We start from the raw sequence: 11,986 nt of genomic DNA on the forward strand, positions 1-11,986 counted from the left end.
AGGTTTATTTATCATTTTATATTTTTTTGATTAAATAAACGGCAAAATTTAGATTGTAAAAAATAGTTGTACTTGGTGGAAAGTAGGCGAATTGAACGCCTGCTCTGGGATTTTCAATCCCATGCTCTACCTACTGAGCTAACTTTCCTGCTGTGTATTTATTTTAATTTTAAGATATTCTCTTTCGATAAAATATTATAAAATAAAACTTGGTCGTATTTTGTCCGATTATAAATTATGTTATAATTTATAAATTAAATACAATTCAAAAGGCTGATGATGAGCAAAAACAGCTCTACAAAAAGAGTATGTGAGATTTTAAAGCGTTTAAATGAAGGCAAATATCTAAATACAGAGCACCTAGCATTAGAGTTTGAAACAAGTGAGAGAAGTATACGACGCGATTTTGAACTCATCCGTGAGCTTTTTGGAGATATTTTGGCTAAAAATGGTAAAAATTATACCGCTTTTAGTAAGTTTTTACTTCAAGATACGTTGAGTTCAAGCGAAAACTATTTATTAAAAAATATTATCAAACTTAGTAAACGTTCAAATTTAAAACTAGTTAAAGATATGCAAAACTCTTTTATCAATACTCTTATTAAAGATGATGAATATAACCCATATCTTTTCAAGATAAAACCTTATGAGGAAATTTACGCCTACAAAGATACATTTAAATCGCTTGAAAATGCTATAATTTTTCAAAAAGAGGTAAATTTTATATATGATAATTATGGAAAAATTACTAAATTTAAAGTTAAACCATATAAGATTGTATTTATGCATGAGAATTTCTATCTTGCAAGCCAAAACAAAAATGATGTTCTAATTAGCAGAATTGCCATGATAAAAGATTTGAATGTTACTGCAAAAACGTTTACTAAAAACTATGAAATTTTGGATTTTATAAGTGATATGCAAACTACTTGGGCAAAATATTCTGTAGGTTATAAATCAAAACTAAAAGAGTGTATAATAAAAGTTTCAAAGAAAAATGCTAAGTATTTTTTGCTTAAAAAATTTATGCCATCTCAGGAAATTTTAAATTCAGATGATGATGGAAATATCTATATTTCATATAAAGTTACAAACGAACTTGAGATGTTTGGGTTGTTTAAACAATGGCTTTTTGATATTGAAGTTTTAAAACCTAGAAGTTTTATATATTTTATGAAAAAATTGAGAGAACCAGATAAAGTTAAATCAAAATAATATAACTTAAACTTATATAATATACTTTTAAATATAGTGAAATGAGATTTCTAAATTTCGTAAAATTTTATTACTTAAAATTTGCCTTGAAAATAAAGAAGTTATTTAAATTTTAATCAACAAAATTACACAACAAATTTATAATGTAAAAAATATATAACATAAGCAATGGTGTATAAATTTTACAATTAAAGAGTGCAAATAGATAAAATAATACTTTTATATACCATAATTAGATGTGTTATTGTGTAGAAAAATACATCTGGCAACAGTTTTATAAAATTTAAAATTATCTAGCAAGCCCAAAAAACTAGCCTAAATTTGTTAGTTTTTACACGTAAGTTAGTCCATATCGCTACGATTTTACAGCAAATTTATCTCGCCTCTTTTTCTGCTAAATTTAAACCAATAATCTTTCATCCTTTAATACTCGCAAAAATAAATCATCTATTTTTGCGATATATGGTTGCTTTTGTATTTTTTTTCTTGCTAAAAAATTATTAAATTTATCAATCTTTTCAATACAAAATGTATTCAAAACATCTGATTTTTGCTTAAAGTCCTTTTCGCTAGATTCTAGTTTAAATTTAAGTAAATTTTTAATTTCACGTCCAACTTCGCTACTAATCTCAACGCTTTCAAGTAAGTTGTTAAAATTCATTAAAGCTGGTTTTTGGTATTTTAAAATATACTCACATGCTATCAATGGACGAATTACATATAAATATTTTTTATATTTTATTAATTCTTTATTTTGTATATGCCTGCTCATTTGAGTTTTAGCAATTCCAAGATAGCTATAAATAGCGGTACTTACATTAAAAAATTGTAAGAATTCATCTTGAATTTCTTCCCAAATTTGAGTTTTTTGATAGATAATATCGCTTTGCAACCATTCATACGCACTCATATTAGAATGTGCCAAAAGATATAAAAATTTAGATAAATCCCAACCATTAATATCAAATGTGTCATTTAGTTCGCATTCTAGCACATCGCATTTTTTCCCCAAACTAAGATAATACTCTAGTGGTTTAACATAGATAAATCTTACGTCATAATCGCTATCTTTACTAGCAAAACCCCACGCCCTAGAACCACTTTCGCAAGCATATAAAATTTTGATATTGTAAGAGGTTTGAATATCTAAAAGCTTTTGTTTTATAATATTTTTCATGTTTCATCCTTTTTGTTATGACATTATAGGATGAAACTCAGACGTATTTTGTCCGATAAGAAAATTGTATTTTTTAAAACTAATAAACTCTTTTTAAATTTGCCAAATTTGAACTTGCATTTAAAAGCATCATATCAGCCACAACAAGGCGTGCCATCGCAGTTGTTACAACGCTTCCTCTAACTCCAACGCAAGGATCGTGTCTGCCGCGAAGTTCGCATATGGTTTCATCGCCGCTTATATCGATAGTCGGCTCTTTTAAAAAAATCGATGGAGTAGGCTTAAAATGGCACTTTATAACGACATCTTGAGCGCTTGTAATCCCGCCTAAAATTCCACCAGCGTGGTTTGATAAAAAGCCTGATTTGTTTATAAAGTCGTTGTTTTGACTTCCAAAACTTGCACTTGAGTTTGTGCCACTTCCGATTTCTACGGCTTTGACCGCATTTATCCCCATCATAGCAGCAGCGATTCTTGCATCAAATTTATCATAAAGCACTTCGCCAAGTCCAACCGGAGCATTTTTTATAAGTGTTACAACGCTTGCGCCAACGCTATCATGGGCGTTTTTCGCTTTTAAAATTTCTTCTTTAAATGCCTCTTCTAAAGCGGGGTATAAAGAGAAAATTTCAGAGTTTTTAGCAAATTCAAAGTCTAAATTTAGCACTTCATCATCTAAATTTGCACTATGATTTATCTTGCCAACACTATAAATTCCACTCTCAACACTAATGCCAAACTCATCTAAAAACATCTGAGTAAGCGCGCCACCAGCGACTCTAACTGCACTTTCTCTAGCGCTACTTCGCCCACCACCTCGATAATCTCGCACCCCAAATTTATAAAAGTAGGTAAAATCAGCATGTCCTGGGCGAAAGAGGTTTTTAACGCTTTCGTAATCTTTTGATTTTTGATTTTCGTTATAAATTATAAAACCAATCGGCGTTCCCGTGCTAATGCCCTCAAACACTCCACTTAAAAGCTCGATTTTATCGCTTTCTTTTCTAGCGGTGGCAAATTTACCTCCCGGTTTTCTCTTATCAAGCTCGTTTTGTAAAAACTCCAAGTTGATTTTAACTCCAGCCGGAAGTCCATCAAGAATCCCACCAATCGCGACTCCATGCGTCTCGCCAAAGGTAGTAAGCCGAAGTTTTGTGCCAAATGTATTCATGGTTTTACCTTTTTAATCTCATCGATAGTTATCTTAGCGGCTTGTTGCTCGGCATCTTTTTTACTCTTACCAACTGCCTCACCGTATTTTTTCTCATCTAAAAAAACCGCCATTTTAAACTCTTTTTGGTGATCTGGACCGCTTGTTGAGATGAGTTTATACTCTGGAGTGAGTCCAAATTTAGCTTGAGTTATCTCCTGAAGCATGGTTTTATAGTCTTTTGCTAATGCATCTAAGCTTATGGATTTATACTCATTTTCAAGCAAATTTAGCGCTATTTTCGTGCAAGACTCAAGCCCGCTTTCAAGATAAATCGCTCCCATAACCGCCTCAAAAGCATCAGAAAGCAAAGAGGCTTTAAAACGCCCTTTGTTATGCTCCTCAGCAGCTGAAATAAACAAAAAATCGCCCAAATTTACACTCTTTGCCAAATTTGAAAAGCTTTTTTCATTTACCAAAGCAGCTCTAAGTTTTGAAAGATCGCCCTCGTCGGTTTTTCTAAATTTTTTGCACAGATACTCAGCAACTATCAAGTCCATAACTGCATCGCCTAAAAACTCGAGCCTTTCGTTGTTATAAGGCTTTTTACAGCTTTTATGAGTTAGTGCTTTGATTAAAAGTTGCTCATCTTTAAATTTATAACCTAAATTTTTTTCTAAATTAGCTAAATTTTGCATTTTAAACTCTCTTCCATTTTTGTAGCTTCATCTCTTGCCATCGTATCACACTCTTCATTTTCAGGGTGTCCAGCGTGAGCTTTTATCCATGAAGCCTTTACTTTATGCGGTTTTGAAATTTCTAAATATTCTTGCCACAACTCTACATTTTTCACATTTTTAAAGTTTTTTTTAACCCAGCCAAAAAGCCATGAATTTATCGAATTCGCCACATAACTACTATCTGTGTAAAGTAGCACTTCACACGGTTCTTTTAACGCTTTTAAGCCCTCAATTACGGCTCTTAGCTCCATTTGGTTGTTTGTTGTGTGTTCTTTAGCTCCACTTTGTTTTTTAACAAAATCTTTGTATTTTAAAATATACGCCCAGCCACCAGCTCCGGGGTTTTTAAGACATGAGCCGTCGCTAAAAAGGCATATTGATTTCATCATCTTTCCTAACTATTTTTGGAAGTATTTCAACGCTTTGAAGCGAGTAGCAAATCGGACAGCGATAAAAGTGCGTTGGCAAGGTATTTTTACACTCTTTGCAGACATATTTAAAGTTCAAATCCGCCTCAAAAAATCCACTTTTTCTCATCGCTGAAATCGCATTTATCTCAAAAAAACTGCTAGTTTCAAACTCGTTGTTTAAATTCTTTGCATAAAAAAGCGCTTTAAATTCTCTATCTCGCAGATTCACCGGCTCTTTTAAATGCCAGATTATATCGATACAACTTGCTAAATTTGGGAATTTTCTTATCTTTGAGAGTGGCTCTTGATGTTTTAGATGAAGCTCTAAAACTAGTCTTAAAACAAAGTCAAAATCCTTTGAAAAGGTCATAATCTCTTTGATTTTTTTATCAAAGCTTAAATTTGCATCATTTGCGATAATTTGACTTTTTACAAAAGCCAAGCTTTCATCAGTGCTTACGCCCTGCTCTTTTAGTGCATCTAAGACTTCAAGTTCGTTTTGATAAAGTTTAAGGCGCTCATAAATCACGCTTAGATATTTTAGCGAAGTCTCATTTCGTGGCCCTAGTTTTAGGCTTTCAAGAAAAATTTCTTCTGATTTTTTTAAAAATCCAGCTTGAAAGTATACTTTTCCTAAATTTGTTAGGATAAATTCTTTATCTTTTTTATCTTTTACGTTTTCAAGCGCGATTAAATAGACATTTATCGCCTTTTCAAAATCCCCGCTTTTACTAAAAACAGTTGCTAAAAGCCCTAAAGATTCGCTTCCGATGTCGATGGAGCGTAAAAGTTCTTTGTGTTTTGTGCTAAGTCCATTTGATGAGTCAAATTTGCGGATAAATCTTTCTATTCTATCTTTTTCATCTCTTTTGCTAAAGACGCCCCAAACATAGCTAGCAGTCGCTACAATCAAAGCTGCACTTATAAGGATAATCAGCCCAAAAATCGGATCTCTATAATCTATAAAAAAGTTTTCCAAATTTCCTCTTTGCGTAAATTTAGGCTGATTATAACAAACTTTTTGTATAATCTCGCTTATGATAAAAGAAGAAAGCATCCAAAAACTACTAGATCAAGTCGATATCGTCGATGTTGTAAGCCACTACATTCCACTTAGGCGCTCAGGCGTAAACTTTGTAGGAATTTGTCCGTTTCATGATGATAAAAATCCGAGCATGAGTGTTAGTTCAAATTTGGGAATTTTTCACTGTTTTTCGTGTAAAGCTGGTGGAAATGCGATAAAATTTATCATGGATTATGAGAAGTTAAGCTATCCAGAAGCGATTGAAAAGTTAGCAGCTCTTTCAAATTTTACACTTGAATACAGCGCCAAAGGTGCGCCAGTCAAAGAAGAAAAACATATCTTAGCGAAGGTTGGAGCGTATTATCAAAGCTTGCTTTATAAGACTCCAGCTGCGATAGAATACCTTTATAGCAGGGGTTTTGATGATGCTTTGATAGCTAAATTTGAGCTTGGTTATGCTCCAACTTCGCAAAACACAATCCACCTTTTAGAAAACGAAAAAATCGAGCCAAATGAGGCATTAGATGTTGGCATAGTAAAGCAAAATGATAGGGGATTTTACGCTAGTTTTGTTGAACGGATTACATTTCCGATTAAAAATCACACAGGAAAAATCGTCGGTTTTGGCGGTCGAACCATCACAAATCACATAGCAAAGTATGTTAACAGCCCACAATCTCGAGTTTTTGACAAATCGCAGATTCTTTACGCATATGACGTGGCGAAAAAATCGGCTTATGATAAAAAAGAGTTGATTATAACTGAGGGTTATATGGATACGATAATGCTTCATAAAGCTGGATTTACTAACGCTATAGCAGTACTTGGAACGGCTTTGACTGATAAGCATTTGCCGCTTTTGCGCCGTGGCGATACAAGGATAGTTTTGTGTTTTGATGGCGATGAGGCTGGTATAAATGCGGCGATTAAAAGTTCAAGACTTTTAACGATAAATGAGCTTGATACAAGCGTTGTTATACTGCCAAATGGGCTTGATCCTGCGGATTTGGTTCAAAAAGGGGATTTAAGAGGGCTTGAAAAAGCACTTGAAAATAGAGTTGAGGCTGGAGAATTTCTAATAAAAAGCATTATATCAAACTACGAAATTTCTCGTCCACAGCAAAAGCAAAAAGCACTTGAAGAGGTGCAAAAGTATACTTTTGAGCTAAAACCAGTTGTCGCTGATGCGTATAAAGGAGTTGTTTCAAGAGCGCTAAATATCGATATAAACAGCTTTTTTCTATCTAAATTTAAACGAGTTCAAAATGAGGTTAAAAAAACGCAAGCACCAAATTTGGCTAGAAAAAGAGACTATCTTGAACTTGAAATTTTAAAAACTTGTTTTATGGATAAAGACTCTTTTAAAACTGGGCTTGATTTGTGTGAAAAAGAGATTTTCGCTACGCATTTTGATATTTATGAGGCGGTTTTTTCTTCGCAAAAAAGCCAAAAGCAGGTTGATTTGTTAAGAGAGTTAGCGATTGATGATAGTGTGAATACTTTAAATAATGAAAAAAAACTTTATGATGGGATAAAAATGTTGAAAGAGAAATATTATCAATCTTTGTTAAAAGAGTTAGCAAAAAGTAGTGACGCAGATAAAATTGATAAAATTGTTAAAATTCAGAAGATTTTAAGGCGTTTAAAGGGGGCAAAATGAAAGCATTATCGCTTTTTAGTGGTGGGCTTGATAGCATGCTTGCGATTAGGCTAATGGCGATGCAAGGTATCGAAGTTACAGCACTTCATATGGATATAGGATTTGGCTCAAGAGGCGATAAAAGCGAACTTTTAAGAAAAAGAGCGGAGTTGGCTGGGGCTAAATTTAAGATAATTGATATTAAAAACAAATACCTCCAAGATGTGCTTTTGCACCCAAAATACGGCTATGGAAAGAACTTTAACCCGTGTGTGGATTGCCATGGTTTTATGTTTAAGACTGCGCTTTTAATGCTTGAAGATGAAGGAGCGAGCTTTATCGTAACTGGCGAGGTTTTAGGGCAACGCCCAATGAGCCAAAGAAAAGAGGCGCTTTTTAACGTAAGTAGCCTATCTGGCGATGAAAATGGGCTGATTTTACGCCCACTTTGCGCTAAACATTTAGAGCCTACAACGCCTGAACTTAAGGGCTGGGTTGAGCGAGAAAAACTGCTTGATATCAGCGGACGTGGGCGAACAAGACAGCTTGCGATGGCAAAAGAATTTGGCTTTGATGAGTTTGAAAGTCCAGGTGGCGGGTGTTTGCTAACGATGCAAAATTTCGCAAGCAAAATGAAAGATGCTTTAAAATTTGAAGGACTTGATACCTACTTAGATACGCAAATCCTTAAATTTGGTCGCCATTTAAGGCTTGATGATGGCGCAAAAGTGATAATAGGTCGAGATGAGAAAGACAACGAGGGGCTAGAACGCGTTCAAAACCCTAAATTTAGCCATATAGCGCTACCTGATGATATGGTTGGGGCTTATTCATTGATAAGCAAAAATGCAAGTAAAAACGATAAGTTAAAAGCGTGTAAATTTGCTCTAACTTATGCAAAAACTAGCCCAAATTTAGAGTATGAAGTAGCTATTGATGGTGAAAAATTTATCGCTTCGCCTTTTGAAAGCAAAAGCCAAGCTCAAAAATATCTTGTCGGCTTAGGATAGTTTTTTAATCGCTGAAAATATGATGATAGAAGCTCCTAAAATAGATAAAAAAGCTCCTAAAAAGTCGTATTTTGTAATGGCTTGTTTTTCTATAAAAACGAGCCAAAGAAGCGATGAGATGATATAAATTCCACCATACGCCGCGTAAGCCCTACTGGCAAATTCGCTCTCAACTTTTGTCAAAATATAGGCAAAAATGACTAAAGAGATAACGCCAACTCCTAGCCAGAGCGGGTTTTTAGCATTTTTTATAACTATCCAAAAAGAAAAACAACCCAAAATTTCAAAAAATGCCGCCACGAGGTAGTATAAAATCTCTTTTACCAAATTGAATCCTTTTTAATAATCATTATTATAACAAAACAAGCAAAAAATATAATAAAAAGCAAGATAAAGTAGAAATTTGGCTTAAATTTTAGACTATCAACTTTTTAGTTGATTCTGGTTTAGAGCTTGAAATATTTTATAATAAATTTAAATTATTATGTAGTTATAATTAATCAAATATAATAAAAATCCTAGATTTATAATTGCATTCTAGGATTTTACGAAAGCTTTAAGAAGGTTATCTAAAACTATTTGAAGCGTTTTCCATCCATATAGCTTGAAAAGATTTCGCTTGTTCCATCTTTTTTAAGCATTAAAACATCGTAGTCTTCAACTATGCCACCTTGCTCCATTCCTGGACTTCCAAGAGGCATACCAGCGACTGTAAGACCGATAGCGTTTGTTGGTTTTAGCTCAAGAAATTCTTTCACATCAACAGCTGGAACATGCCCTTCAAAAATATAATCATCAATAACGGCAGTATGGCAACTAGATAGCTCTAATGGAACTTTGAATTTGTTTTTTACCTCAAGCATTTCGTTTGTTTTAACTGTCTTTATATCGCTAAAACCGTTGTCTTTTAAGTGCTGTGCCCAACTATCGCAACACCCACAACTTGGGCTTTTGTACATCACGACTGAACTTGCTGCAAAAATTTGCGTGGCTAGAAAGGTTGAGAGTAGAAGAAGTTTTTTCATTTGTTTTCCTTATTTAAAAAATAACTGCAAATTTATAGTTAAAATCTAAACGTTATTTAAATAGTAGCTTAAAATTTAAATATGCCAAAGAGTAGTTTAAATTTATCAATTTATATTTTTTAATAATGTGATAAAATATATAAAATGGTTGCAAGGAGCTAAAATGAGCCTTATAAACAGTGTTGCTAATAATAAAATTTATAAAACTATCCTTTTTTTAATACTAATTTTTATATTTATCATAGGTGGAATTTTCATCGGAATGACAAAAGAGATGAAAGAAAAAGTCGAGCAAAACAGAGAGCTAACGATAAAAAGCTTGGAATTTACTATGCTTTTATGGCTAGAACAAAGAGTTAAAAGCTTAGAAAGCGCGGTGATTTACGCTGGAAATAATGGAATTTATAATGATGAGGAAAAAATCGTTAAATTCAACCAAAATTTCATAAACTCAAACCCATTTTTTAACGCGGTTCAGATGTTGATACCGCAAAAATACTTTTATATGGATGGAAAAAAGATAATTGATTATGAAAAAAATATCGCATATAATGAGGATAAAAATATCACCAGAGCGATAAGTCAGCCGTGGTTTATAAAGACCAAAGAGAGCGAGAAAACAACGATAAATGAGATGAAAAAGCACCATTATTTACACGAACAGACGATAAATATCTGTACTCCTATAAAAGATGGAGCTAAATTTGTTGGCGTTTTTTGTGGTATTTTAAAGACTGATTCACTTTTTGATAAGATTAAAGAGATAAAAATTCCGCAAAATTTTTACTACTTTATCGTTGATAACTTTGGAAATGCCCTAACTGAGCTTAAAAACAAAGAGCTTTTAGTCAGCATTGAGCAAACTTGTATAGAGAAAAATCGTAAAGAAAATATCTCGCTCCAAGTAGGAGATGACGCGGTTAGTTTAACCAAACTGCACGGGTTTGAGTGGTATTTGGGTGTGGGAGTTGATACGCATAAGTTTCTTTTAAGTAATATGAAAAAGACTATTATTTACGCGATTGTGTCGTTTTTGTCTTTTTTAATAATGCTGTATTTTATAAATTTAATATATGAATTTATTATAAAAAAACTAAGTGCGAAAAAAGAGCAATACGAGCAGCTACTTTTACACCAATCAAGGTTAAACGAAATCGGCGGGCTAGTTTCTGGCATAAATCATCAGTTAAAACAACCCATAAATTCGCTAAGTTTAATCATCTCAAGCATGAGCGAAACGCTTAAAAAAGATGAGCTAGATAAAGAGCTTTTTCAAAGCAACTTAGCGCTTTGTAAGAGCCAAATTTGGGCGATGAACAACACGATAAACATATATAGAAATTTTTATAAATTTGATGATGCGATAAGCGAATTTGATATAATCAAGTGTATAAAAGATGTGATTTTAGTGACTAAAACAGAGCTAAACCACCACAACATCACGCTTAAATTTGATAAAAGTTATGAAAGTATTGCTGTAAAAAGTATAGAAAATTTTATATATCAAATTCTTTTGGTTTTGATTTTAAACTCAAAAGATGCGATTTTAAGCCAAAAAAATAGTAAAAAAAGAGAAATTTTAATCGAAGTAAGCCAAAAAGATAATGAGGTTGAAATTTGTGTTTTGGACTTTGGAAGTGGAGTTGAAAAGAGTAAAAAAGAGCTGATTTTTGAGCCAAAACAAAGTAGCAAAAAGCATGGTTTTGGGCTTGGGCTGTGTTTTGCGAAGATGTTGAGTTCAAGGCGCTTAAATGGGGATTTAAGACTAGTGAGTTTAAAAAATCCGACTAAATTTAGCTTAAATATACAAAAAAATTTAAAGGCTTAGCATGAAAAAATCCACCCTTGAGATGTTAAAAAATTTCACCATTCTTGTAGTTGAAGATGATGATGTGGCAAGAAGTGTGATAAAACAGGAGCTAAAAGGGCATTTTAGCGCATTTTTTGAAGCAAAAGATGGGCTTGAGGGGCTTGAAATTTTTAAAAAACATAGAGTTGATATCATTTTATCTGATCTCCATATGCCAAATTTAAATGGTTTTGAGATGATAAAACAGATTCAGCAAATCAAGCCAAAGCAAGATTTTATCGCTATGACTTCATATGATAGCGATGAAAATTTGCTAAGTAGCGTGGAACATGGAGCGCTAAATTTTTTGCGAAAACCGCTTGAAATTTTGGAGATAAAAACTGCTCTTGTTGTCGCACTTGCTAAAAAAAGTAGCCAAAAAGTAGCGATAAGTAAAGAAGTTAGCGTTGATTTTGCTAGCGAGACTATATATTTAGGCGATGAAGCTGTGTTTTTAAGCTATAAAAACCACAAAATTTTCTGGCTTTTGTGTTATAACTTAGGGCGACTTGTTAGTTATGATTTGATAGAAGACTGGGTTTATTTTGATGATGAGGAATTTAGTAAAAAAGCGGTTCAAACTGCGATTATTAGGATAAAAAAACAGCTTGGCGATCTTGATATAGAAAACATTTATAGCTCTGGATATGTGCTAAAAAAGAGTGTTTAAAAAAGAAAAAATTTACTTTAAGACTTAAATTTGTTAGTAAAAGTAAAATAAAATATATAAATTAAAATAGTTATTTT

General features: G+C 33.0%; 12 protein-coding genes and 1 tRNA gene. 5 read left to right on the plus strand and 8 right to left on the minus strand.

Going from position 1 to position 11,986, the window contains the following annotated elements; genetic code table 11:
• Nucleotides 1-73: 73 nt before the first annotated feature.
• Nucleotides 74-148, minus strand: a tRNA-Phe gene (locus CGEO_RS00145).
• 131 nt (nucleotides 149-279) lie between these two features.
• Here CGEO_RS00145 and CGEO_RS00150 point away from each other — a divergent pair.
• Nucleotides 280-1,215 (plus strand): helix-turn-helix transcriptional regulator, encoded by a 936-nt coding sequence (locus tag CGEO_RS00150; protein ID WP_075539967.1) that lies wholly within the window; start codon nucleotides 280-282, stop codon nucleotides 1,213-1,215.
• A gap of 400 nt (nucleotides 1,216-1,615) precedes the next feature.
• Here CGEO_RS00150 and CGEO_RS00155 read toward each other — a convergent pair whose 3' ends face one another.
• From CGEO_RS00155 to CGEO_RS00175, 5 genes are all read right to left on the minus strand, one after another.
• Entirely contained in the window at nucleotides 1,616-2,392 is a 777-nt protein-coding gene (locus CGEO_RS00155) for a nucleotidyltransferase domain-containing protein (protein WP_075539966.1), read from the minus strand.
• 79 nt (nucleotides 2,393-2,471) lie between these two features.
• Entirely contained in the window at nucleotides 2,472-3,563 is a 1,092-nt protein-coding gene (gene aroC / locus CGEO_RS00160; protein WP_075539965.1) for a chorismate synthase, read from the minus strand.
• Nucleotides 3,560-4,240, minus strand: coding sequence for a ribonuclease III (rnc, locus tag CGEO_RS00165; protein ID WP_075494322.1), 681 nt, complete (start codon nucleotides 4,238-4,240; stop codon nucleotides 3,560-3,562). The genes aroC and rnc overlap by 4 nt, the downstream gene beginning before the upstream one ends.
• Nucleotides 4,228-4,668 (minus strand): ribonuclease HI, encoded by a 441-nt coding sequence (rnhA, locus tag CGEO_RS00170; protein WP_075494321.1) that lies wholly within the window; start codon nucleotides 4,666-4,668, stop codon nucleotides 4,228-4,230. The genes rnc and rnhA overlap by 13 nt, the downstream gene beginning before the upstream one ends.
• Nucleotides 4,646-5,671 carry a tetratricopeptide repeat protein gene (locus CGEO_RS00175; protein WP_075494362.1) on the minus strand — a complete coding sequence of 342 codons (1,026 nt, stop codon included), beginning with the start codon at nucleotides 5,669-5,671 and terminating at the stop codon, nucleotides 4,646-4,648. Before CGEO_RS00175 ends, rnhA begins: the two co-directional genes overlap by 23 nt.
• A 58-nt stretch (nucleotides 5,672-5,729) precedes the next feature.
• Between CGEO_RS00175 and dnaG the strand changes: the two genes are divergently transcribed.
• On the plus strand, nucleotides 5,730-7,376 hold the full coding sequence (dnaG, locus tag CGEO_RS00180) for a DNA primase (protein WP_075539964.1): 1,647 nt from the start codon (nucleotides 5,730-5,732) through the stop codon (nucleotides 7,374-7,376).
• Nucleotides 7,373-8,365: an argininosuccinate synthase domain-containing protein gene (locus CGEO_RS00185; protein WP_075494319.1), complete on the plus strand. Its 993-nt coding sequence runs from the start codon at nucleotides 7,373-7,375 to the stop codon at nucleotides 8,363-8,365. The genes dnaG and CGEO_RS00185 overlap by 4 nt, the downstream gene beginning before the upstream one ends.
• On the opposite strand, the gene CGEO_RS00190 is transcribed toward CGEO_RS00185, so the two are convergent.
• Together CGEO_RS00190 and CGEO_RS00195 are read right to left on the minus strand one after the other, a co-directional pair.
• Nucleotides 8,357-8,692, minus strand: a complete 336-nt coding sequence (locus CGEO_RS00190) for a YnfA family protein (RefSeq protein WP_075494318.1) — start codon at nucleotides 8,690-8,692, stop codon at nucleotides 8,357-8,359. The two genes, CGEO_RS00185 and CGEO_RS00190, sit on opposite strands and share 9 nt — an antisense overlap.
• A 248-nt stretch (nucleotides 8,693-8,940) precedes the next feature.
• On the minus strand, nucleotides 8,941-9,390 hold the full coding sequence (locus CGEO_RS00195) for a DUF411 domain-containing protein (RefSeq protein ID WP_075494317.1): 450 nt from the start codon (nucleotides 9,388-9,390) through the stop codon (nucleotides 8,941-8,943).
• 163 nt (nucleotides 9,391-9,553) lie between these two features.
• Between CGEO_RS00195 and CGEO_RS00200 the strand changes: the two genes are divergently transcribed.
• Nucleotides 9,554-11,218, plus strand: a complete 1,665-nt coding sequence (locus CGEO_RS00200; RefSeq protein ID WP_075539963.1) for a sensor histidine kinase — start codon at nucleotides 9,554-9,556, stop codon at nucleotides 11,216-11,218.
• Between the two features lies 1 nt (nucleotide 11,219).
• Nucleotides 11,220-11,909, plus strand: coding sequence for a response regulator transcription factor (locus CGEO_RS00205; protein WP_075494315.1), 690 nt, complete (start codon nucleotides 11,220-11,222; stop codon nucleotides 11,907-11,909).
• The last annotated feature ends 77 nt before the right edge of the window (nucleotides 11,910-11,986 follow it).

The organism is Campylobacter geochelonis (assembly GCF_013201685.1).
GTDB lineage: Bacteria > Campylobacterota > Campylobacteria > Campylobacterales > Campylobacteraceae > Campylobacter_B > Campylobacter_B geochelonis.

Bases quoted from the DNA above. Each gene is read 5' to 3' on its own strand.
- CGEO_RS00150 (WP_075539967.1), top strand. From the start codon at position 280: ATGAGCAAAAACAGCTCTACAAAAAGAGTATGTGAGATTTTAAAGCGT.
- CGEO_RS00155 (WP_075539966.1), bottom strand. From the start codon at position 2,392: ATGAAAAATATTATAAAACAAAAGCTTTTAGATATTCAAACCTCTTAC.
- aroC (WP_075539965.1), bottom strand. From the start codon at position 3,563: ATGAATACATTTGGCACAAAACTTCGGCTTACTACCTTTGGCGAGACG.
- rnc (WP_075494322.1), bottom strand. From the start codon at position 4,240: ATGCAAAATTTAGCTAATTTAGAAAAAAATTTAGGTTATAAATTTAAA.
- rnhA (WP_075494321.1), bottom strand. From the start codon at position 4,668: ATGAAATCAATATGCCTTTTTAGCGACGGCTCATGTCTTAAAAACCCC.
- dnaG (WP_075539964.1), top strand. From the start codon at position 5,730: ATGATAAAAGAAGAAAGCATCCAAAAACTACTAGATCAAGTCGATATC.
- CGEO_RS00185 (WP_075494319.1), top strand. From the start codon at position 7,373: ATGAAAGCATTATCGCTTTTTAGTGGTGGGCTTGATAGCATGCTTGCG.
- CGEO_RS00195 (WP_075494317.1), bottom strand. From the start codon at position 9,390: ATGAAAAAACTTCTTCTACTCTCAACCTTTCTAGCCACGCAAATTTTT.
- CGEO_RS00200 (WP_075539963.1), top strand. From the start codon at position 9,554: ATGAGCCTTATAAACAGTGTTGCTAATAATAAAATTTATAAAACTATC.
- CGEO_RS00205 (WP_075494315.1), top strand. From the start codon at position 11,220: ATGAAAAAATCCACCCTTGAGATGTTAAAAAATTTCACCATTCTTGTA.